Here is a 21,952-nt window from a genome sequence, read left to right on the forward strand (position 1 = left end):
CCATGGGACGTGTAGACGGCAAAGTGGCACTCATCAGTGGCGGCGCCCGTGGAATGGGCGCCGCACACGCTCAACTGCTGGTGGCCGAGGGAGCACAGGTCGTCATCGGCGACGTGCTCGCCGACGAAGGCAAGGCGATTACCGAAACACTCGGTGACGCAGCGCGTTTCGTCCACCTCGACGTCAGCGATCCAGCGGACTGGGACGCCGCGGTCACGCTGGCGAAGCACGAGTTCGGCACGCTGAACGTCTTGGTCAACAATGCCGGGATCGCCAATGGCGCACCGCTGCAGAAGTTCGATCTCGACAAGTGGCGCCGCATCATCGACGTCAACCTGACGGGCACCTTCCTCGGTATGCGCGCTGTCGTCGAGCCGATGATCGCCGCGGGCGGCGGTTCGATCATCAACGTCTCCTCCATCGAGGGCTTGCGTGGTGCACCGTGGGCACACGGCTACGTCGCCTCGAAGTGGGGTGTGCGCGGCCTGGCGAAGTCGGCGGCGCTGGAACTCGCCCAGCACAACATTCGCGTCAATTCCTTGCACCCCGGCCTGATTCGCACACCGATGACCGCAGGCATCCCCGACGACATGGTCACAATCCCACTCGGGCGTCCCGGTACTTCTGAAGAAGTCGCGACCTTCGTCGTCTTCCTGGCCAGCGACGAATCCTCCTACGCCACCGGATCGGAGTTCATCGTGGACGGTGGCCTGGTCACCGGGGTGCCACACAAGACTTCCTGAACCCCCGGGGTCGATTCGGCCGACCGCTCCCAAACCCCTGCTAGTTCGGCTGCCTCGTTGCTCCGGACATCCGCTCGGCCCCGTACCGCGACAGTGGGGTCGTCCTGATCGCGGTCCGGGGCCGAGCGCCTTCTTCTCCCACCATCAACAACCCCGCAAAAGGTGGTCCTGATGACCGAGGTCGTCCGCGGTGTCATCGCCCGCGAAGTCGGCGCGCCCGTCGAGGTGGTGCCGATCTGCATCCCCGATCCCGGACCGCACGAGGTGATCGTCCGTGTGCTGGCATGCGGTGTCTGTCATACCGATCTCACGTATCGAGAAGGCGGAATCAGCAACGAATTTCCGTTCCTGCTCGGCCATGAGGCGGCCGGCATAGTCGACCGTGTCGGTGACTCGGTCACGTCTGTTCAGGTCGACGATTTCGTGATCCTGAACTGGCGGGCGGTCTGCGGACGCTGCCGCGCGTGCCGCCGCGGCCGACCGTGGTACTGCTTCGACACGTTCAACGCTGAGCAACGAATGACGCTGGACGACGGCACCGAGCTCACACCGGCACTCGGCATCGGCGCCTTCGCCGACAAGACCCTGGTGCACGAAGGTCAGTGCACCGTAGTCGATTCCAGCACCGATCCGGCCGTGGCGGGGCTGCTCGGCTGCGGTGTCATGGCGGGCTTGGGCGCCGCGATGTATACCGGCGGCGTGGGGCGTGGCGACAGCGTGGCGGTGATCGGTTGCGGCGGCGTCGGTGCGGCCGCGATCGCCGGTGCCCGGCTCGCGGGCGCGACGACCATCATCGCGGTGGACCGGGACGAATCGAAGCTGATCACCGCCGTCGACCTCGGCGCGACCCATACCGTCGACGCGGACGAGCAGGACCCGATCGCCCGAATCCAGGAGTACACAGCGGGTTTCGGCGCCGACGTGGTCATCGACGCCGTCGGCCGTCCGGAGACCTGGCAACAAGCGTTCTACGCACGCGATCTGGCAGGGACCGTGGTGCTGGTGGGCGTGCCGACACCCGAGATGCGCATCGATATGCCACTGCTGGACTTCTTCTCTCGCGGCGGCGCCCTCAAATCGTCCTGGTACGGCGACTGTCTCCCAGAACGCGACTTCCCAGCCCTCATCTCGCTCTACCGGCAGGGTCGACTACCGCTCAGCGTGTTCGTCACCGAACGCATCGGCCTCGACGATATCGAAGACTCTTTTGCCACCATGAAATCCGGGGAAGTCTTGCGGTCGGTCGTCACTATGTGACCGCTGCACTGGTTGTCACGGTTCCTCGTTTCCCAGTCCAGCTGTTCGGGGAACTCCGAGTCGAACACGTGCCGTCCGGGTTGCAGCGACATCCCTTGGTAGACAAGCGATCCACCGCCGACACCGGCTGCACACAGTACGGTCATGCGCTCGCCCGGCACGGCCTCCAACAGTCCTGGATAGAGGTCGAAGGCCACCGGCTTGCCGAACAGATTCGGCGCCGACTTGTACCAGAGCCCCCGTTTGTCGGGCGTCGCCGCGCTCGGAAAGGTGTCGGCGTTCGGACCGGTCGGCCAGCGTAACCCTCGTTCGAGCACCAGAACCGGCACCCCGGCCTCGGCCAGCCGCAGCGCGGTGACCCCGCCGCCGATCACGATCACGCGATGCTCGTCGCGGACCTGGCGGACGCGGCGCACCTGGGCCGCGATCCCGGCTTGGGCTAGCGGCACAACCATTGCCGCCGCCGCGATCCCGGCGGTGGCTCCGACCAGCAACGACCGCCGGCATCCGGAGATGCCGGTGGCGGACGGCCCGAGTCGGGTCGTGAGTTACCGCCGCCGGCGGCGGTAACGGACGCGGCACGGCTGCTGCAGCTGCACCACCATCTTGGAGTGGTCGTTACGGTAGGTGTCCGACGGCTGGGACAGCTCGAATTCCCAGTCCCGCAACAGGATCGAGAAGATCGCCTTCAGCTGCATGAGCGCGAACGGCGCCCCGACACACCGATGCCTGCCCGCCCCGAAGGGAATCCAGGTCCAGCGGTTGACGATGTCTTCCTGCCGCGGATCGAGGTAGCGGCTCGGATCGAAGGTGTCCGGCTCGGGGAAGTCCTCGGGAATCCGATTGGAGACCGCGGGCGTGGCCGCGACCATATCGCCGTCCGCGATCTGGTGCCCGCACACCTCGAATTCGCCACGGGCGATGCGCATCACGATGATAAGCGGCGGATGCAGCCGCAACGCCTCCTTCAGCGACGCCTCCAGATTCGGAATCTGGCGCAACGCGTTGTGGCTGACTTCCGAATCGTCGGCGTACAACCCGTCGAGCTCGGTGACCACCGCGTCCAATATTTCGGGGTTACGCAGCAATTCGATGGTCGTCCACGCCGCTGTGCCGGAGGTGGTGTGGTGCCCGGCGAACATCATCGAAATGAAGATGCCGGTGATCTCGCTGGCCGAGAATCGCGGCGCGCCGCTCTCGTCCGTGACCGACATCAGCACGTCGAGCATGTCGCGAAAGTCCTTACCGGACGGCGGATTCGCCGCGCGGCCGTCCATAATCGCTTGCACCAGCTCGACGAGTTTCACGCGGGCTTCGTCGCGGCGGCGGAAGCTGTCGATCGGGGCATACGGATCGACGTAGGCCAGCGCGTCCGTGCCCTGCTCCAGCTCGTGGTAGAGATGCGCGAACCGCGAATCGAGCTCGTTGCGGAACTTCAGCCCGATCAGGCAGGCCGAGGACGTATAGATCGTCAGCTCGGCGAAGAACTCGAGCAGGTCGATCTCGCCCTCGTCGTCCCAGGTCGCCAGCATCCGATCCACCTCGGCGGCGATGGTCGCGGCGTGCCCGCGCATGAAGTCGGCGCGCAGCGCCTGGTTGTGCAACATCTCTTTGCGGCGTTCCGGACTGGCGTCGAATACCACGCCCTCGCCGAAGATCGGTTTCATGAACGGATAGGCAGCACCCTGGTCGAGGTCCTCATCACTGGCCCGGAAGAAGAATTCGTTCGCCTCTGCACCCGACAGCAGCACAACATCACGCCCGGCGAGCTCGAAGGTCCCCACGTCGCCGCATTCGGCCCGAACACGCCGCATCAGCGCGATCGGATCAGTGCGGAACTCCTCGAGGTGCCCGTGCTCGTCGGCTCCGCCGGATACCCGCCGCGGCTTGACCAGTGTCATTGGGAAATCCTTTCCGCATGCCTGCCCAAACATGTGATGGACACATGTCCGGACACTACTACGGTTGGACATCCAGTACAAGACCACGGCCGTATTCAGCCTGGGCCGACGATGGCCGAGTGTGCGCACGGCAAATCGATTGGCGGCCTTCATAATTTCGGGCGTGTTCATGGTTCGCTAACCGCTGCCGCAGGTTCGCGCGGAGTTCGGCGACACATCTGCGGCTATGTGGCGCGCGTCAGGCGCCGAACTGCATCGCGCCCCGCCCCGCCGGCTCAGCTCAGCAGGCGCTTGGCGGACGCCGCCAGCAGATCAGCGACCTCCGAGTAGGACATGTGCCCCATCCCGCCGCGCAGCAAAGCGCCGGAGTACAGCAACTCGAGAATGTCGAGCGATTCCTGATCATCCGTGCCGAGCCCGAATTGGATCCGACGGCGAATCTCGGCCCCGATCCGCACCCGCAGGTGCTTCACATCGGGATCGTCACCCAGCAGCGCATTGCTGACCGCCGCAGCCAATGCGGGCTCATCGGCAAGGAGCATCGCTATCTGGCGCAGTATCGCGTCCACACGCTCTACTCGATCCAGTCCATCCATCTCGGGCAGAGGCGTGGCGGCCAACCGGCGCCAGTACACCTCGGAAATCAGATGTTCCTTCGAGGAGAAATACGTGTACGCCGTGGCCGTGCCCACCCCCGCCTCCGCAGCCACGAGCCGTATCGTCGTGCCCGAGTACCCTTCACGAGACAACACCTCGACGACCGCGATCGTAAGGCGGTCGACGGTGTCGGCCTGCTTCTCGGTCAGACGTCGCCGAGTGGCTTCGGCTCCGGAGTACGCAAGTTCAGACATATGTCTGGACATTACTACGGACTGCCGAACTCGGGCAATTGCCACGCCGTGAATTCGTCGATCGCCGTACCGATGCGCCTGTCGAATTCGTCGGTCAGCCACGCGCGTTGGTCGGGGAAGCGGCAGAGCGCCCAGATTCCAGCTGGGCCATAATGAATTCCGCGGGGTCGCGCCCCTGCCTGATTTTCGGATCGGCGGCGCTGAAGAGATTGTCGGCGGCCTTGGCCACGGCCTCGCGGTCCGACTCGGCGATGCTTTCAGCGGATGAATTCGGTCACCACAGCGGCGTCGGGCCCGCGCCGATCTGGTACCAGCCCGGCAGCGGATCGCCGGACACCGAACGCTTGATGCGTTTCTGCATGCCGTCGGACAGCGCATTGTTCGTGATCATCTCCATGAACAGGGCGCTGACATTGCCGAAGTCGAAAAAGTCGCGCTGCCAGGACCATTGGAAGTTGCCTGCGTAGCGGAACCAGCTGCCGCCGATACCAGCGGGCGAATAGTTGGCGCCGTCGGCGCGCTTTGCGTCACTGATCTGCTCCCACAAACCGATGATGTTGCCGCTGCGGTCGTCGATGACGAAGTCCCGATAGGTGTAGACCCAGCCTTCTAGGCCCTCCATCTCGGTGCCGAGCGCCCACTCGCGGATCTCTTTACGGCCGACGGCCATGAATTCCTGGGTGGGGCCATAGTTCCAGCCATAGGTCGCGTCTTCGGTGTAGAACTCGGCGAGTGGGCGCCAATCGCCTGCGGCCTCGCAGTCCTTGTTGGCCTGCACCCAGCGTTGCACCATATCGTCGAGTTCGGCGCGATCGAAATCAGTCACAGCAGTGGTCCTTTTCCAGATCAGCGTGAATCTTGGCTGCCCGGGGGTGCCGAAGCGGCGGAGCGAGTAGCGCGCACCACAGGGCACGAGCTGGATGGACATTCCAGAGAGACACGCAGATGGACATTTGTCTGGACAGTAGCACCGACAACTGTTCATAACAATGCTTGCACTGCATCGCCGGGCCGAACTATATTCCGAACAACTGTCCAGACATCATATCGGAGACCTATATGAGCGGTCTTGTTTCTGACGAAGGCACTTCCCTGCTGATCGGCGGCAAGCTGGTCCCCGGCGGATCCGGCGTCTTCGCGACCATCAATCCCGCCACCGAAAAAACTCTCGGCCACGCCGCCAACGCTTCGGCCGATGACATGGACGCCGCCATCGCCGCCGCCCGGGAAGCTTTCGACGGCACCGACTGGTCCCGCGATCATGCGTTCCGCGCCCACTGCGTGCGCCAACTCCGCGACGCTATGCGCGCGCACATTGACGATCTGCGCTCCATCACGGTCGCCGAGGTGGGCGCACCCGTCATGTTGGGCTTGGCCTAAACCGGTGCAGTCGCATATCCCGGTGCTCATCGGCGCTGCCGGGACCGAAACGACCTTCCAGTGGATCGCGCGCACCGGCGACGGCTGGATCACCACGCCGACCGAGACCGATATCTCGGCGCGGATCGCGTTGCCGCGCAAAACCTGGATCGCGGCCGACCGGGTGGGCCGGCCACGCGTGGTCGTGCTGGATTACAAGGTGGCATTGCGCGGCGCCGTCTTCCGCCGCCACGTGCACACGAACCCGAGGAGCCGGAACATGACCGAAGAACCGATGCTGTCCGGCAGAGGTGCCGTCGTGATCGGTGGTGGCAGTGGTATCGGGCTCGCGGTCGCCGAGTTGCTGGCCGGCCACGGCGCGGGCGTCGTGATCAACTCGAGAGATGAGTCCGCGGTACAGGGGGCGGCGGAAACCATCACGCGCGCAGGCGGAAACGCGGTGGGCGTCGCGGGATCCGCTGCCGATGAGGCGGTCGCCGAACGCCTCATCGCCACCTGCACATCCACTTACGACAACATCGATATACTCGTCAACTGCGCTGGGATCGCCGAGCCTGCTCGGTCATCGATCCTGGATGTGCGCACCCGCGATTGGCGGGCACTGCTTGATTCGCATATCACCACCGTGTTCAACACCTGCCGCGTCGCGGCGCCGGTCATGGCCGCGCGTGGCTCCGGCTCGATCATCACCACGGGATCGTTTGCTTACCTGGGCGATTACGGCGGCACCGGATATCCGGCAGGCAAAGGCGCGGTCATCAGTTTGACCCTGGCCATTGCCGCCGAACTGAGGCGATCCGGCGTGCGCGTCAACGCCGTCTGCCCCGGAGCCAAGACTCGGCTGTCTACCGGACCGGACTACGAGGCCCATATCCACGATCTGCACGACCGTGGGCTACTCGACGAAATGACTATGCAGGCATCGCTCGACGCTCCACCGCCCGAATACGCCGCGGCACTATATCTGTATCTGGCGTCCGATTTCGCCCGGCAGGTCACAGGTGAAATCTTCGTCACCGCAGGCGGATTCGTCGGTTCGTTCCCCCGTCCGGCGCTGGCGCCGATCGGATATCGCGATCATCACAACGAGCCGCCCTGGTCTGTTGCCGAACTCCATGCGCTGATCGAGAAGCGGTAAGACGTTGGAGGCCGGCCACTTCGGCCCCACGCTGCTGTCAGCCCTGACGCGCAGTGGCCACCATATGCTCCGTGCGGGTGAACTTCACCCGTGGACGGTTGGCCGCGGCACCGTTGGCGCGTTCGGCGGCGTCGATCAGGCCCCAGCCACTCCGGTCGACGAGATTCGGGCATCGCTGCGCCAACAGCGTCGACAGATCTGAACGCCCTCGTGCGGGCCGTGCCATTCGACCAGCCCGGAAATCGTCGACCAGCGCCGCCATAGCCGACGGCACGCAACACCAGTGTCGTGTCCAAGTTCTCGGTCTCATTGGTGGGCACCGCGACCGCCGAGCCCGGTTCCTCGTGGATTTCATTGCGTACCAGCCGAATCGAGTCGACGCGATGCTCGCCGACCCGCGGGCAGCACGAGCTTGGTGCCGACCATGACGCCGTAGATGTTCACGTCGAGGATGCGGCGGGTGATCGCGTCCGCCTCGTCCACGAAACGCCCGACCGGCATGATCCTTGCATTGTTGACCAGCACATCGGTGGGCCCCAGGTCTGCTCGACCTCGTCGAGGAACACGCGGAACGAGCTCAGGTTGGTCACGTCGAGTGCGAGCGCGGCCGAGAGTCGAAGATCAAAGCATCATGAGTCGAATATTGTGCTCGACACTAGTCTGGAATAGTATTCGGACACATGTACGGTCCCATGTCTGAAGCGGGCCCCTCCGCTGATCCCCACGGTGATCGGGCCGACGGGCCCGATCGCTTGCTCGATGCGGCCGCGACAGTGGCGGCAACACCGGGCCACGACGGCCTGACCACCCACGCCGCAGAGGCAGGCGAAGACCAGCCGGGTCATGCGGTGACAGAGCCGATACCAGTTCGGCGCAAGGGATTTCAGGCCGACGCCGCCTACCTGCAACTCCTTCGAGCCCAGACGGCGAGTGTGGTCCGGGCCAGGGTTCGCGCCGCACTCGGTCCGCGCGCGAATGCCGCCGCCGCCGAACAACTCGAGGCCATCTACACGGGAGCGCTGCTCAACGCCGGCCTCGGATACGCCGCGAGAGGTCGTAGCGCACCATCAGCCGATCAGGTTGTCCAGAGCATCCTGAACCGGCGCTGAGGCTCAGACGTGGAGCGTGCCGTCGCGCGGGCCGCGCCACCCAACCCGCCTGGGCCGCCCGCGATGTCGGCGAACGAGCCGATATTCTGCGCGACGCCGTGGCGATCATCTCAGCCCGGCGCGGAGATATCGCCGAGACCATCCGCACGGAGACCGGAAAGCCACACGCCGAGGCGCTCGGCGTGGAAATCGTGCCCGCCTGCGACTTCGTCAACTACTGGACCCGCCGCGCCCGCCGCGACCTGCGACCACACCGGCAACGACTGCACGGCTACCTCCGCCCACTGAAGAAGCTGTACATCCGATACCAGCCGCTCGGCGTCGTCGGCGTGATCACGCCCTGGAACGTCCCGTTCGCCCTCACGCTCAATCCCGTTGTGCAAGCACTGCTCGCGGGCAACACGGTGATCTGCAAACCGTCGGAGGTAACGCCGCGGTCGGGCGAATGGGCGGTGCGGGTCCTGCCCGAGGCGGGCGTGCCCGAGGAGGTCGTCCAGGTACTGCACGGCGACGGGGAAACCGGTGCTGCCCTGGTGAATTCAGATATCGACAAGGTGAGCTTCACCGGCCGCGCGGGCCTGAGCGGTCGCGGAAATCCGTCAGCACGACAGCAATTCGACGAGGCATGGAGTTGGACAATAGTGCGGTGCGGTGGTTCTCGGATGGCGCGGCTGCGACCGTCCAAACCGGTCATGGTGCTGGGCGCGGTACTGCTGGGAGCGGGGACGCGCACCGGCGCGATACGCTTTGCCCGCGTCAGCCGAACAGCCGGCGAGCGCACGCCTGCAACAGATCGGCGACCTGCTCGTAGGACAGCAGCCCGATCCCGCCCTGCAGCAGCGCACCGGCGTACAGCAGCTCGAGCATGTCGAGGCTTTCCCGATCCTCTGCGGCGAGGGCCGTCGCGAGCCGACTACGAATCTCGGTGCCGATACGCACACGCAGATGCTTCACATCAGGATCGTCACCGAGCAACGCGTTGCTGACAGCCCCTGCCAGCGCGGGCTCATCCGCCACCAGCATCGACACCTGTCGCAGCACCGCGATCACGCGGGGGACCTCGTCCAGGCCCGCCATATCGGGAACTGGCATGGCGGTCAGGCGCCGCCAGTACACCTCCGAGATCAAATGTTCTTTGGACGAAAAATACGTGTAGGCGGTGGCCGTGCCGACACCTGCCGCTGAGGCGACCAGCCGTATCGACGTGCCCGAATACCCTTCGCGGGCCAGTACTTCCACCGCCGCGACAGTCAGGCGATCGACGGTGTCGGCCTGCTTCTCGGTCAGCCGCCGCCGGGTAGCTTCGATTCCGGTGGACATATGTATGGACGGTACTACAGAATAGAGTCCGAGACCACTCGGACCTGGGCCGGAAGGCGCCCTCAGTCGGCAGGGCGGCCGTGCTGGAGATACGAGACGATTGCATTGACCAGGCCGCGGCGAGCCTCGCCGAGGTCGGCGTAGGTGCCCAGTTGATTCTCGCCGCGTACGTGAAATGGCGGCACTCATCCCCGGTGCGATGCGTGGGCTGGTATCACGAGCCGGACTAGCCTTCGCTCGATCTCAACCCTCCGGACGATCGACCATCGAGGTCCTCGAAGAAGTCGAACTCGCGCCGAATCCATTTACTACGTGCAGGTTCGTCCGTACTCGACGACGATCGGCTCGAGCTCGTCCGGGGTGGCGCCGTGCGGTGCAGATCTGGGAGGCGGTCTGCGATCCGCGCGCCAATACCCGGATCGCCTCGTTCACCGCCGTCGCCGGTCCGAATCTCGATCACGTCGGAATCACGTTGCGCGAGTTGGCATCCCAACCGCGACGGGCCGTGCGGCTGGTGGCCTCCACCGACCAGCGGCCGAATTGCGACCGGAGGTGATCCGCGCCTGCGGTCCTGTGCACGATCGGCTGATCGGCGCGTAAGTCTCACCAGCCGTGGTCAACTCAGCTGGCCGGGAAATCGGGCGAGATGGTACTTTGCGGGCCATGACCGGACCGGGGGAACAACACAATCAACCCAACGACGCCTGGTGGGCGCGCGAACAGGCGCCACAGGGGCCGCAGTATTCACAATCGGATCCGACGATGGTCGGGCAGCCGGGTCAGTTGCCACCGCAGCCGGGAGTGCCGGCCGCGGACCAGCAGGTCGGCGCTGCGGGGCAATCGGCCGGCGCAGTGCAGCAGCCCGCTGATCCGACGATTCTGCGGCAGTCATTCGATCAGCCCGGGGCCGCGCCCGCCGGCTATCAATCCGGGACCGGGTATCAGCAGCCGGGGTATCAGCAGTCGTCACCGGGATATCCGCAGCCCGGGTTCCAGCAGCCCGGGTTCCAGCAGCAGCCCGCGCCAGGATTCCAGCAGGAGCCTGCGCCCGGGTACCAGCAAGCGGGATTCCAACAGTCAGCGCCGGGATTCCAGCAATCAGGGTTCCAGCAACCCGCGCCGGGTTTCCAACAGCCGGGGTTCCAGCAGGCAGGCTTCCAGCAACCGCCACCCGGATACCCGCAGCCACCCAAATCCGGTGGCAAGGGCTGGCTTTGGGCACTCGGCGCGATCGTGGTCACCTCCGCGGTCTGGGCCGGAGCCATGTTCGCGATCGGTGCCTTCGATGCGGGCAAGGCCGATATCAGCACGGACGCCGACCTGCGCGGCTACAAATACGTCGACAATCTCTGCGACCTCACCGACACCTCGCCATATACGAGCGCGGGCTTCGCGCTCTCGAAGAGCGATTCCTCGGGCGACACCTACCCCAAGCACAAGGGCTCCAAGCACGCCGCGGTCGATTCTATGGGTTGCGATGTCCGCTTCACGCCGTCGGGGTCGACCGAGAAGTACGACTACGCCGCCATCTACACCAGCGCCCAGGTGCACAAGCAGACCAACCCGGGCCCGGAATTCACCGCGACCTATGAGACCTGGTCACAGACCGAATACGGCAAGGACGCGAAGATCGACAAGATCTCCGGGCTCGGCGACCAGGCGTACCTGATCACCGGCAAGCACAAGGCCGACGATCCGACGGCCGACGTCTCCGTGGCCGTGCGCGATGGCTGGACGACCTATCACATCAGCTGGTCGCAGTACTCCTCCAGCTCGTCGAAGTCTCCGGGAAAGATCCTCAGCGCCGCCGAGGCCACCGAGTTGCTGAAGAAGACCGCCAACTCGACAATGAGCAAGCTGCGCAAATAACCGGCGTCCGGTCGGCGTCGGCCCGCCCGCGCCGACCGGTCAGCACCTCGAATGCGACAATGGGTGGGTCAACCTCCCTGTTCACGAAGGACAAACCCGCATTCCGATGGCCGAGAACACCGCGTCGACGATTACCGCACCAGCGCCGAGCGACCGGGTCATCGACCCCGATGAGTTGGCGATCTGCCTGCGGGTGCTCGACCAGGCCGGGCAGTTGGACAGGGACGATCCCGATTCGATCGCCGTGCAGCGCGCGGTCGGCCACATGTTCAAGAAGCTCAAGCAGCGCAGGCGAGTCGAGGCCAGGGACGCGGTCGCCGAAGCCGATCGTGCGGTGGTCGCGTCGACCGCGACCGGATCGCCGAATCGGATCGATGACGAGACCGCGGGTATTCCGCTGAGCTCGAATGCCGCGGGCGCCAGCGCGGGCACGCTGATCCGGCCGCGGCCCTGCTACATCTGCAAACAGCGCTACACCCGCGTCGACGCGTTCTACCACCAGCTGTGCCCGGATTGCGCCGCGAGTAGCCACACGAAGCGGGACGCCCGTACCGATCTCAGCGGGCGGCGCGCGCTGCTGACCGGCGGTCGCGCCAAGATCGGCATGTATATCGCACTGCGGCTGCTGCGCGACGGCGCGCACACCACCATCACCACGCGGTTCCCGAACGATGCCATCCGCCGCTTCGCCGCCATGGACGACAGCGCCGACTGGCTGCACCGGCTGCGCATCGTCGGTATCGACCTGCGCGATCCGGCGCAGGTCGTCGCGCTCGCCGACGATGTCGCGGCACAGGGACCGCTGGATATTCTGATCAACAATGCCGCCCAGACCGTGCGGCGCTCCCCCGGCGCGTACAGCGCGCTGGTCGATGCCGAATCCGGTCCGCTGCCCGCGGGCGTGCTGCCGGATGTGGTCGCCTTCGGCAAGACCATGCAGGCGCACCCCACCGCGCTCACCGCCTCCCTGACGCCGACCCTGACCTCCGCCGACGTCGCCGAACTCGCACTGGTCGCGGGATCGGCTACGCCGGAACGCATTTCGCGCGGTATCGCGATCGATGCCGGTGGTCTGGTGCCGGATCTGGCGCATACCAACAGCTGGGTGCAGACCGTGGCCGAGGTGGATCCGACCGAACTGCTCGAAGTCCAGCTGTGCAATTCGGTCGCGCCGTTCATCCTGGTCTCGCGGCTGCGCCCGACCATGGCCGCAGCCGGGGCCCGCCGCAAATACGTGGTCAACGTCTCCGCCATGGAGGGCCAGTTCTCCCGCGCGTACAAGGGCGCGGGCCATCCGCACACCAATATGGCCAAGGCCGCGCTGAATATGTTGACCCGCACCAGCGCGCGGGAGATGTTCGAAGAGGATTCGATCCTGATGACCGCCGTCGACACCGGCTGGATCACCGACGAACGCCCCCACTTCACCAAGGTTCGGCTCGCGGATGAGGGCTTCCACGCCCCGCTCGACCTGGTCGACGGCGCGGCCCGCGTCTACGACCCGATCGTCCAGGGCGAGACCGGCACCGACCTCTACGGCTGCTTCCTCAAGGACTACCAGCCCGCCCCCTGGTAAACCGGACAGCCGACTGCCGGGTTCGGGCGCGGCGAACCGCCGTGGCCTCGGGTGGGGCGGCAGAATCGCCTGTATGGCGAAGAAGAGTGGGCTCGGGGCCCAAATACGTGATCGGATGCCGTTTCTGCGCTGGTCGAATATTCGTTTCGCGCTCGGCAGTCGCAGTGTGCTGCGCACCGGCCAGGTAGGCGACGGCCGGGAACAGGCCCTGCGCGATCACGTCCTCGCCCATGCCGCCAAGGGCGATCCGGCCGGTGTCATCGACGCCATCGACGATTTCGCCCGAAACCGCAGCATGCTCATGAACGTAGGCGACGAAAAGGGTCTGCTCCTCGATGCCGCGGTCCGCCGCGCCGATCCGAGCCTGCTGCTCGAGCTGGGCGCGTACTGCGGCTACAGCGCGGTGCGCACCGGCCACACCATGCCACCAGGTGCGCGCCTGGTGTCGGTGGAGGCCAGCGCCGCCAACGCCGAAATCGCCCGCGCCGTCATCGAACATGCGGGCCTGGCCGACCGGGTCAGCGTCGTGGTCGGCAAGATCGGCGATGGTGGCGATACTATGCGGCGGCTCGCCACCGAATACGGATTCGCGGACGGCGCATTGGATTTCGTCTTCATCGACCATGAAAAGACCGCATACCTGCCGGACTTGCGGACGATTATGGCGGCCGGCTGGCTGCACCCGGGTTCGATCGTGGTCGCCGACAACATCAAGGTGCCCGGCGCACCGGGATATCGGCACTACATGCACGAGCGCGAGGGCACCGAGTGGCGAACCGTCGAGCACAAGACGCATGTCGAGTACCAGTCATTGCTCGCCGACCTGGTCCTCGAGTCCGAATATTTGGGCTGAGACCCACACAATCTTTGTGCTGATGCCCAGCGCCACGGCACGCGACTACCCTGGGCATATGCTGTACCGCCTGCTCGCCGACGCCACCGCCATCGCGCATTTCGCGTTCGTGGCGTATGTGGTGGTGGGCGGGTTTCTGGCGTGGCGGTGGCCGCGCACCATTTGGCTGCACCTGATCGCCTTCGGGTGGGGGTTCAGCACGGTCCTGATCGGATTCGATTGCCCGCTCACCTATTTGGAGAATTGGGCGCGACATCGAGCGGGTATGGCCGGGCTCCCGTCGAGTGGGTTCATCGACCACTACCTGACCGGAGTCATCTATCCGGAGGGCGCGTTGGGTTTGGTGCGCACCCTGGTCGCGGTGTGTGTGGTGGTGTCCTGGGTGGGCTATGTGTGGAGGGTGCGGGCGATGAGGTCGGCGACCTCGGCGACCTTGTCATCGAGATAGAAGTGCCCGCCAGGAAAGACCGCGTGCTCGAAGGCGCCGCTCGTGTGCTCGCGCCACTGCTCGCCCTGCCCCGGAGTCATCGTGGGGTCGTCGGTGCTGACCAAGACCGAGACGTCACAGGACAACGGGGCGCCCTCGCGATAGCGGTAGGTCTCGATGGCCTGGTAGTCGCTGCGCACCGCGGGCAGCACCAGTTCCGCGAGGCCGGGTTCATCACGCAGGATCTTGACCGACGCGGGATCGGTTGCCAGCCGCTCCAGATCGCCGATCAGGTCGTCGTCGGAGCCGAGGTGCAGTCGGCGCTCCTCGACGAAAGTCGGTGCGGGACGGCCGGATACGAACAGCGTCGTGATCGGCTGACCTTTACGCTCCAGACGGCGTGCGGTTTCGAAGGCCACCGTCGCGCCCATGCTGTGACCGAATAGTGAAAGCTGCTGCACCGGGCCCTGATCCAGCACCTCCTCCACAATCCGATCGACGAGGGCGTCCATGTCATCGATCGCGGGTTCACCGAGCCGGTCCTGCCGACCCGGATACTGCACGGCCACGACCGCGACGCCACCGTCGATCCGCTCGGCCAGTGCGCGATATACGGTGACCGCGCCCCCGCCCGGCGGGAAACACAGCAGCTGGTGGCGCGGCGCGCTATGCGCCCGCAGCACCCGCAGCCAGTCCGTCCCGACGATGGCTCTACCCACAACGATCTCCTTCTCCGTCGAAAGTCCCACCCCCGACACCGTTATCGGTGCTGCCACCGGTGCGTTTCAGTCGAGATACTCGCCGTACCAGTCCAGGACCCGACGCCAGGCCTCGGCGGCGGCGGTGGGGTTGTAGCGGGGGCCGGTGTCGTTGAAGAAGGCGTGGTCCGCGTTCGGGGCGACGTAGATCTCATGGGTGAGTCCAGCGCGGTCCAGCGCCGCTTCCGCGGTGGGGCGCGAAGCAATCACCCGCTCGTCCTTGGCGGCGTAGATCCCGAGCACCGCGGCCTTGGCGCCGGACAGGTCACCGTTCTCCGGGAACGGACCGTAAAACGGTGTCGCCGCCGCGAGATTCGCCGTGCCGGCCGCCAGCAGCAGCCAGACCAGACCGCCGCCGAAGCAGAACCCGGTGGCGCCGACCTTCTTACCCGGCACCCGGCGCTCCAACTCCGCGATCCCGGCCTGCAGATCGCCGATGAACTGCTCCGGCGCGATCTTGCCGAGTTCGGCGGTGGCCGCGGCCGGATCGGTGAACGCGGCGGTGCCGCCGAGTTCGGACAGCAGGTCCACGGCCAGCGCGGAATAGCCGGCACCCGCGAAACGCCCTGTCACCGAACGGATATGGTCGGTGAGTCCCTTGTTCTCGTGAATGACGAGCACACTGCCGCGCGGCTGCGGCGCGGCCGCCCACGCGGCCTGCAACGTGCGGGCGGCCGGCCCGGCGAAGGTGATCGCGGTGGCGGGCACGGCGTCACTCACGCCCGGCGGTGCCGGCGCGGCCGAGCCGGACGGCGTCGAGCCACTGGCCGTCGGTCCGGAACTCGACGGTTCGCCGCCACTGGAACAGGCCGCCAGCAGCGCGACGGCGGCGGGAGCGCCCATGCCGAGCAGGCCGAGTCGGCGTAGCGCTTCGCGCCGGCCGAGCAGGCCGTCGGCATGATCGGTGGCGATTTCTTCGGCGATGTAACGCTGAAGCGGCGTCATGGCACCGACCCTAGGCCGCGGCGGACGGGGGCGCACCCGTTCCAAACAGAAATTCCGCATTAGCCCCGCACCGATGCGCGGGCCCGCGACACGTGAGCGAATCGACACCGGCCGCCACCGAGAGCGATCACCGGCCACCGCGCGCAGACTATTACTCTGGGTGTGGTGATTGCGCACGAACAGCTGGTCCGCGACTACGAAGCCGGAGTCGGTGTCACCCCCTCCGATGCTCCCCCTTCCGCCGATCCGGGCAGCTGTTTGGCTGCGACACTGCCGGTTTGGGCGCTGGCCGCCGGATCGGTGGCCGCGGTGACGGCGGCGGCGAACCGAATACGAGACGCGCACCAGCTGAATCCCGTGCGGCACCGGCTGGATCCAGATCGGATCACCGCGGCGTTCTCCAGTGAGCGCCTGCTGCGTATCGGCGGTGCGCCCGCCACGCTGTTCGCCGATCTGTCCGGGTTCTTCCCCACCTTCGACGGCTGGGTCCGCACGCACGCCAACTATCCGCACCATCGCGCCAGGTTGCTGGCGTCGCTCGGACTACCCGATGACGCACCCGTCGATCTGGCGGTCGCGCAGATGGCGATGCGCCGAGCCAGCGATATCGAGGAGCTGGCGGCCGCGCACGGCGCCATCGCCGTGCAGGTGCGCACCGAACAGGAGTGGGCCGCGAGCCCACAGGGTGAGGCGGCCGCATCGGGGCCGCTGGTGGCGATCGAGACCCGGGCCGATCGCGGCGAGATCGGCTTGCCGGTCGGCGCGGCGCCGTTGCAGCCGTTGCGCGGTGTCCGGGTGCTCGATCTGACCCGGGTGCTCGCCGGACCGGTGGCGACCCGAACGCTCGCGCTACTCGGCGCCGAGGTGCTGCGGATCGATCCGCCGCAGCTGCCCGAGATCCCGTGGCAGTACCACGACACCTGCCAGGGCAAGCGCTCCACGCTGCTGGATCTGCGCACGCAGCTGCCGCTGGTCAACGACCTGCTCGCCTCGGCCGATGTGTTGATCACCGGCTATCGGCCCGGTGCGTTGGCCCATACCGGACTCACCGCCGCCGCGCGTCCCGGCCTTGTGCACGGTCGGGTTTCCGCCTGGGGCGAGTCCGGCCCGTGGGGCGAGCGGCGCGGCTTCGACAGCATCGTGCAGGCCGCGACCGGTATCTCGATCGTCGAGGGCGCACCCGCTGTGCCGGGGGCGCTGCCCGCGCAGGCCCTCGACCACGCCTCCGGCTATCTGCTCGCCGCCGGCGTAATCGATGCGCTCGTCGCCCGCGCGTATGACGGCATCGGACGTGACGTCCGAGTCGCGCTGGCGCGCACCGCGTCCTGGCTTCTGCACGTACCCGGCCGCACGCCGCGCCACCCGCAGGCCGCGATGCCGAGCCCGATGGCGGCGATCACGCACGGCAGGGTGACCACTGCCGCACCGGCGCTCGCCGAGTACCCCGACTACACCTGGCCCGCACCGCGATACGGCGCGGACCGACCCGCCTGGCCTCTCCCCGCGCGATAGGTAATCCGCGTGGCGGCATGACCCCTCATCGACACCACCGCTGCGGACGGATCCCGAACCGTGGATACCAACCTGTGCCGGTCCACGAGTGAACTCGCCGAGCCGCTCGCGGGAGTGGATCGGGCTCGGGGTGCTCGCACTCGCCGTACTGGCACTTTCGGTGCTGCAGCTGCAGCGTATCCCGGCCGGACTGGAACCGGATCGGTCCTGAGTCGTCAGGAATCGCCGGCCAAGGCAGCTATGGCCTTGGCCAGTCGCGCGCCGTCCGGGAGGTTGCCGCCACGGGTGATCGTCCACAGGATGCCGAGTCCCTGGGTCAATACGAAGTACAGCTCCCCAATCGCCTGAGCGGTGTCCTCATCGAGGTCGGGATGCGCTTCCCGCACGGCGCGGCCGAGGTCTGCATAAGCGCCGGAGAGGCTTTCGGCCATATACGTTTGCGACTCCGGTGTACGCGCGACGCGCACCAGATTCTCCAGACTCGCCAGCATGCCTTCGCGGTTGTCCTCGAAGATCTGCGGCATGCCGTTCCACAGATGCGCGAATGCCTCCAGTTGCGGCTGACCGCTGCCGTCGCGGACCAGCGCGTCCATCCGGTCGCCGATATCGGTGCCGAGCGCCTCGGCCAGCGCCTCGGTGATCAGCCGATCCTTGGAGCCGAAGTGGTAGCCGATCGCGGCCAGGCTCACCCCCGCCGCGGCGGCGATATCGCGGGCGGTCGTCTTCGCGACGCCGCGTTCGATGATGGCCTTGCGCGCTCCCGCCAAGAGGTCTTCACGGTTTCCCATGACCTCAGCCTACACTCGTCTGAGACATTCGTACTAGACGCCCGTGCCAACCGTGTGTTAAACATTTGTCTAACACATTCGTTCTACAGATTGGCCCCGGTCATGAGCACAAGCAACTCCCTCCACGTCCTGGTGAGCGGCGGCGGCATCGCGGGTAACGCCGTCGCGCTGCAACTGCTGCGCGCGGGCATCCGAACCACTGTTGTCGAGCGCGCCGCCGCGCCGCGTCCCGGCGGACAGGCAGTCGACCTGCGCGGACCCAGTCGCGAGGTGGCCGAGCGGATGGGGCTCATGCCCGGTATCCGCAAATACCAACTCGACGAGCGCGGCATGGCCTATGTCGAGGAGAACGGCCGGGAATTCGTCCGCATGCCGGCGGAGATGTTCGACGGCAAGGGTCCGGTAGCCGATATCGAGATCACCCGCGGCGATCTGAATCAGGTGCTGCTCACCGAAGTCGCCAGCGCGGCGGGCGAGCTCGACTACCGCTACGGCGAATGGATCCAGGCGCTGACTCAGGACGACGCCGGGGTCGATGTCACGTTCGCGTCCGGTCGCACCGAACGCTTCGACCTGGTCGTCGGCGCCGATGGCGTGCACTCCGCGACGCGGCAGCTGGCCTTCGGGCCGGCGGAACAGTTCGTCACCTACCTCGGCGGCTACATGTCCTTCTTCACCATGCCGACGCCCGCCGGGACCGAACCGGGCTGGTTCAAGATGCACACCGTGCCCAGCGCCGCGGTCGCGATTCGCCCGGATGCCGATCCGGCCACCTCGAAGGCGATCGTCACCATGCGCACCGAGGCCGATCCGGCGCTGCGCCGCGATGTGGCGGCACAGCAGCGGCTCATCCACGACATGCTGGCCGAGGCGGGCTGGGAGACACCGGCCGTGCTCGACGCGATGACCACGACCCCGGACTTCTACTTCGACATGCTGGCTCGCGTCGATATGCCGTCGCTGTCCACCGGCCGGGTCACCCTGCTCGGTGATTCCGGCTTCTGCGGCTCCCCGATGACCGGTATGGGCACCGCCATGGCGATTGTCGGCGCGTATGTCCTGGCCGGTGAAATCGCCGCCGCGCCGAATGATCTCCGGACGGCGCTGACCCGCTATGAGGAGATCGTCACGCCATTCCTCGACAAGGCCAAGGAACTGCCCGGCGGCGGCATCAAGATGATGCTGCCCACCTCGCGCCTCGGCACGCGGATGGCGCGCACCAGCATGAAGCTGATGACCTCGCGGCTGATGCGGCCGCTGATGCTCAAGATGATGTCCAACACCGACGACTACGTACTCCCGACGTACTGAGCCGTCGGCGGGTCTGGAACGAACCGGCGAGACCGGCTCGCTAGGCTCGACCGGTGCGGCAAAGGATCATCATGGACGTCGATACCGGGATCGATGATTCACTCGCGCTGCTGTATCTGCTCGCCTCCCCGGAAGCCGAGATCGTAGGGATCGCCGCCACCGCGGGCAATGTGCCCGCCCCGCGGGTGGCGGCGAACAACCTGGCTTGGCTGGATGTATGCCGAGCCCCCAACATCGAGGTCGCGCTCGGCGCCGCCGAACCCCTGGCAATCCCGTTGCGCACCACCGAGGACACGCACGGGCCGCAGGGGGTCGGCTACGCGGAATTGCCGGAATCCGCGCGCTCGCTCTCGGATCGATCCGCCGCGCAGATGTGGGTCGACCTGGTGCGCGAGGCACCGGGCGAGATCATCGGACTCTGCACCGGCCCACTGACCAATCTGGCACTCGCCCTGCGGCTCGAGCCGCGGCTACCGCTGCTGCTGCGACGGCTGGTGATCATGGGCGGGGCGTTCAATCATCCCGGCAACACCACCCCGACCAATGAATGGAATGTGCACGTGGACCCGGAAGCGGCCAAGGAGGTCTTCGACGCCTTCTCCGCCGCACCGGCCGAGCGGCGACCGCTCGTATGCGCACTCGATATCACCGAGACCATCGAAATGCGGCCCGAGCATGTGGCACAACTCGCCGAACGCGCGAAAAGCCTTCCCGTCGAGATGGTTTCGGAGACAGACCCGCCGGAGGCCAGGTCGACCACGAGCAATCCCATCGTGCGCCACTTCACCGATGCGGTGCGGTTCTACTTCGACTTCCACAAGCTCTATGACCAGGGCTATCTCGCACATATGCACGACCCGTTCGCCGCGGCCGTCGCACTGGATCCCGGACTCGCCGGCACGCGACCCGCGACGGTCGACGTCGAACTCCGCGGCACCCTCACCCGAGCCACCACGGTGGCGGACTGGGCGGGCATGTGGGGGCGGGAACCCAACGCCGACATCGTGATCGGCACCGACCCGGACGTGTTCTTCGATCGGCTGATCACCAGGGTCGGCGATTTCGCCCGCTCGGTCTATCCGCAGGAGGACGCTCGATGATCGGCGACAGCGACGACAATACTTATCTCGCCGACTTCCGCACCCGGCTCGATCTGCCCGGAATCATCGACGTCCATACCCATTTCATGCCGGAGCAGGTAATGGCCAAGGTGTGGGCGTACTTCGATTCGGCCGGTCCGCTGGTCGGCCGGGAGTGGCCCATCGCCTACCGCGACGATGAACAGGTCCGGTTGAAGACGTTGCGCGGCTTCGGTGTTCGCGCCTTCACCTCGCTGGTGTACCCGCACAAAGCGGATATGGCGGCGTGGCTCAACGAATGGACCGCCGACTTCGCCGCGCGCACCCCGGATTGCCTGCACACCGCGACGTTCTATCCCGAACACCACGCAGCCAGCTACGTGGAGGCGGCGATCGAGCGCGGAGCGCGGGTGTTCAAGGTCCATGTGCAGGTCGGCGATTTCCATCCCGGCGACCCGCTGCTGAATCCGGTGTGGGGCATGATCGAGGACGCCCGGATACCGGTGCTGATCCATTGCGGCTCTGGCCCGGCAGCCGGTGAATACACCGGTCCGGAACCCATTGCCGGTCTGCTGCAACGCTTTCCGCATCTGCGGCTGATCATCGCACATATGGGCACACCCGAATATTCCGAGTTCCTCGATCTGGCACAGGATTACCCGGGCGTACACCTCGACACGACCATGGTGTGGACCGATTTCACCGAGGCCACCGCACCCTTCCCCACCTCGGAGCGCGATAGGTTGCGCTACTTCAGCGACCGGATCCTGTTCGGCAGCGACTTCCCGAATATTCCGTACTCCTATGGACATTCGATCTACGCACTCGAACGTCTCGACCTGGGCGACGCCTGGCTCCAACAGGTCTGCTACCGCAATGCCGCCCGCCTGTTCGGCATCACTTGATTCAGGCGGACGCGACGGTGAAGCGGGTTCGGCGGTGGGTGGGGCGCTCGGCTTCGTCGAGGAGCGCGACCGCGAAGTCCTCCATGGAGATGGTCGAGACACCGTCGTCTCGGGTGCGGAGTTCGTCCGCACCGAGGCGGTAGACACCGGTCCGCTCCCCCGGCAGCAATTCGGCGGGTGGGCTCAGATAGGCCCAGTCGGTGGCAGTTTCGGCGCGGCAGAGCGCCAGC

General features: G+C 66.4%; 23 protein-coding genes and 4 pseudogenes. 16 read left to right on the forward strand and 11 right to left on the reverse strand.

Annotated features, from left to right (window positions below):
• The first annotated feature begins 2 nt into the window (after positions 1–2).
• Positions 3–743: a glucose 1-dehydrogenase gene (locus OG874_RS18495; protein WP_330256372.1), complete on the forward strand. Its 741-nt coding sequence runs from the start codon at positions 3–5 to the stop codon at positions 741–743.
• 171 nt (positions 744–914) lie between these two features.
• Positions 915–2,000 (forward strand): S-(hydroxymethyl)mycothiol dehydrogenase, encoded by a 1,086-nt coding sequence (locus tag OG874_RS18500; protein WP_330256373.1) that lies wholly within the window; start codon positions 915–917, stop codon positions 1,998–2,000.
• Positions 2,001–2,017: 17 nt separating this feature from the next.
• Here OG874_RS18500 and OG874_RS18505 read toward each other — a convergent pair.
• The 4 genes and pseudogenes from OG874_RS18505 to OG874_RS18520 all read right to left on the reverse strand — a co-directional run.
• Positions 2,018–2,455, reverse strand: a pseudogene (locus OG874_RS18505) (cholesterol oxidase); the annotation flags it as partial.
• Between the two features lie 93 nt (positions 2,456–2,548).
• A complete protein-coding gene (locus OG874_RS18510; RefSeq protein ID WP_330256374.1) occupies positions 2,549–3,901 on the reverse strand; it encodes a cytochrome P450 in 1,353 nt (450 codons plus the stop codon).
• A gap of 275 nt (positions 3,902–4,176) precedes the next feature.
• Complete coding sequence (locus tag OG874_RS18515) at positions 4,177–4,752, reverse strand: TetR/AcrR family transcriptional regulator (protein WP_330256375.1); 576 nt, start codon at positions 4,750–4,752, stop codon at positions 4,177–4,179.
• 274 nt (positions 4,753–5,026) lie between these two features.
• Complete coding sequence (locus OG874_RS18520; protein ID WP_330256376.1) at positions 5,027–5,578, reverse strand: nuclear transport factor 2 family protein; 552 nt, start codon at positions 5,576–5,578, stop codon at positions 5,027–5,029.
• A gap of 233 nt (positions 5,579–5,811) precedes the next feature.
• Between OG874_RS18520 and OG874_RS18525 the strand changes: the two are divergent.
• Both OG874_RS18525 and OG874_RS18530 read left to right on the forward strand, forming a co-directional pair.
• Positions 5,812–6,120, forward strand: a pseudogene (locus OG874_RS18525) (aldehyde dehydrogenase family protein); the annotation flags it as partial.
• 271 nt (positions 6,121–6,391) lie between these two features.
• Complete coding sequence (locus OG874_RS18530; RefSeq protein WP_330257330.1) at positions 6,392–7,270, forward strand: SDR family NAD(P)-dependent oxidoreductase; 879 nt, start codon at positions 6,392–6,394, stop codon at positions 7,268–7,270.
• 37 nt (positions 7,271–7,307) lie between these two features.
• Here the strand turns inward: OG874_RS18530 and OG874_RS18535 are convergent, their stop codons facing one another.
• Together OG874_RS18535 and OG874_RS18540 are read right to left on the reverse strand one after the other, a co-directional pair.
• Positions 7,308–7,544: a hypothetical protein gene (locus tag OG874_RS18535; RefSeq protein ID WP_330256377.1), complete on the reverse strand. Its 237-nt coding sequence runs from the start codon at positions 7,542–7,544 to the stop codon at positions 7,308–7,310.
• A 116-nt stretch (positions 7,545–7,660) separates the two neighbouring features.
• A pseudogene (locus OG874_RS18540) lies at positions 7,661–7,866 on the reverse strand (SDR family NAD(P)-dependent oxidoreductase); the annotation flags it as partial.
• Between the two features lie 96 nt (positions 7,867–7,962).
• Here OG874_RS18540 and OG874_RS18545 point away from each other — a divergent pair.
• Both OG874_RS18545 and OG874_RS18550 read left to right on the forward strand, forming a co-directional pair.
• The gene (locus OG874_RS18545; protein ID WP_330256378.1) at positions 7,963–8,379 is read left to right on the forward strand and encodes a hypothetical protein; all 417 of its coding nucleotides are present in this window, start codon (positions 7,963–7,965) and stop codon (positions 8,377–8,379) included.
• Positions 8,380–8,462: 83 nt separating this feature from the next.
• Positions 8,463–8,891 (forward strand): annotated as a pseudogene (locus tag OG874_RS18550) (aldehyde dehydrogenase family protein); the annotation flags it as partial.
• A gap of 244 nt (positions 8,892–9,135) precedes the next feature.
• Here OG874_RS18550 and OG874_RS18555 read toward each other — a convergent pair.
• Positions 9,136–9,699 carry a TetR/AcrR family transcriptional regulator gene (locus OG874_RS18555; protein ID WP_330256379.1) on the reverse strand — a complete coding sequence of 188 codons (564 nt, stop codon included), beginning with the start codon at positions 9,697–9,699 and terminating at the stop codon, positions 9,136–9,138.
• Positions 9,700–10,072: 373 nt separating this feature from the next.
• Here OG874_RS18555 and OG874_RS18565 point away from each other — a divergent pair, with 373 nt between their 5' ends.
• From OG874_RS18565 to OG874_RS18585, 5 genes are all read left to right on the forward strand, one after another.
• A complete protein-coding gene (locus OG874_RS18565; RefSeq protein WP_330256380.1) occupies positions 10,073–10,255 on the forward strand; it encodes a hypothetical protein in 183 nt (60 codons plus the stop codon).
• Between the two features lie 107 nt (positions 10,256–10,362).
• A complete protein-coding gene (locus OG874_RS18570) occupies positions 10,363–11,568 on the forward strand; it encodes a hypothetical protein (RefSeq protein WP_330256381.1) in 1,206 nt (401 codons plus the stop codon).
• 106 nt (positions 11,569–11,674) lie between these two features.
• On the forward strand, positions 11,675–13,144 hold the full coding sequence (locus OG874_RS18575) for an SDR family NAD(P)-dependent oxidoreductase (RefSeq protein ID WP_330256382.1): 1,470 nt from the start codon (positions 11,675–11,677) through the stop codon (positions 13,142–13,144).
• 73 nt (positions 13,145–13,217) lie between these two features.
• The gene (locus OG874_RS18580) at positions 13,218–13,997 is read left to right on the forward strand and encodes an O-methyltransferase (protein ID WP_330256383.1); all 780 of its coding nucleotides are present in this window, start codon (positions 13,218–13,220) and stop codon (positions 13,995–13,997) included.
• A gap of 58 nt (positions 13,998–14,055) precedes the next feature.
• Entirely contained in the window at positions 14,056–14,445 is a 390-nt protein-coding gene (locus tag OG874_RS18585; protein ID WP_330257331.1) for a DUF2784 domain-containing protein, read from the forward strand.
• On the opposite strand, the gene OG874_RS18590 is transcribed toward OG874_RS18585, so the two are convergent.
• Positions 14,385–15,143 carry a thioesterase II family protein gene (locus OG874_RS18590; RefSeq protein ID WP_330256384.1) on the reverse strand — a complete coding sequence of 253 codons (759 nt, stop codon included), beginning with the start codon at positions 15,141–15,143 and terminating at the stop codon, positions 14,385–14,387. The two genes, OG874_RS18585 and OG874_RS18590, sit on opposite strands and share 61 nt — an antisense overlap.
• Positions 15,144–15,209: 66 nt before the next feature.
• Positions 15,210–16,127: a dienelactone hydrolase family protein gene (locus OG874_RS18595; protein WP_330256385.1), complete on the reverse strand. Its 918-nt coding sequence runs from the start codon at positions 16,125–16,127 to the stop codon at positions 15,210–15,212.
• A 165-nt stretch (positions 16,128–16,292) separates the two neighbouring features.
• Here OG874_RS18595 and OG874_RS18600 point away from each other — a divergent pair, with 165 nt between their 5' ends.
• A complete protein-coding gene (locus OG874_RS18600) occupies positions 16,293–17,639 on the forward strand; it encodes a CoA transferase (protein WP_330256386.1) in 1,347 nt (448 codons plus the stop codon).
• An 88-nt stretch (positions 17,640–17,727) separates the two neighbouring features.
• Positions 17,728–17,850 carry a hypothetical protein gene (locus OG874_RS18605; RefSeq protein ID WP_330256387.1) on the forward strand — a complete coding sequence of 41 codons (123 nt, stop codon included), beginning with the start codon at positions 17,728–17,730 and terminating at the stop codon, positions 17,848–17,850.
• A gap of 4 nt (positions 17,851–17,854) precedes the next feature.
• Here OG874_RS18605 and OG874_RS18610 read toward each other — a convergent pair whose 3' ends face one another.
• A complete protein-coding gene (locus OG874_RS18610; protein WP_330256388.1) occupies positions 17,855–18,427 on the reverse strand; it encodes a TetR/AcrR family transcriptional regulator in 573 nt (190 codons plus the stop codon).
• 102 nt (positions 18,428–18,529) lie between these two features.
• On the opposite strand from OG874_RS18610, the gene OG874_RS18615 reads away from it, so the two are divergent.
• The 3 genes from OG874_RS18615 (at position 18,530) to OG874_RS18625 (ending at position 21,722) form a co-directional block, all read left to right on the forward strand.
• On the forward strand, positions 18,530–19,738 hold the full coding sequence (locus OG874_RS18615) for an FAD-dependent monooxygenase (protein ID WP_330256389.1): 1,209 nt from the start codon (positions 18,530–18,532) through the stop codon (positions 19,736–19,738).
• 71 nt (positions 19,739–19,809) lie between these two features.
• Positions 19,810–20,838 (forward strand): nucleoside hydrolase, encoded by a 1,029-nt coding sequence (locus OG874_RS18620; protein ID WP_330256390.1) that lies wholly within the window; start codon positions 19,810–19,812, stop codon positions 20,836–20,838.
• The gene (locus OG874_RS18625) at positions 20,835–21,722 is read left to right on the forward strand and encodes an amidohydrolase family protein (protein WP_330256391.1); all 888 of its coding nucleotides are present in this window, start codon (positions 20,835–20,837) and stop codon (positions 21,720–21,722) included. Before OG874_RS18620 ends, OG874_RS18625 begins: the two co-directional genes overlap by 4 nt.
• Position 21,723: 1 nt before the next feature.
• On the opposite strand, the gene OG874_RS18630 is transcribed toward OG874_RS18625, so the two are convergent.
• On the reverse strand, positions 21,724–21,891 hold the full coding sequence (locus tag OG874_RS18630; RefSeq protein ID WP_330256392.1) for a hypothetical protein: 168 nt from the start codon (positions 21,889–21,891) through the stop codon (positions 21,724–21,726).
• Positions 21,892–21,952 lie beyond the last annotated feature (61 nt).

The sequence above is a fragment of the Nocardia sp. NBC_00565 genome (assembly GCF_036345915.1).
Taxonomy (GTDB): Bacteria; Actinomycetota; Actinomycetes; order Mycobacteriales; family Mycobacteriaceae; genus Nocardia.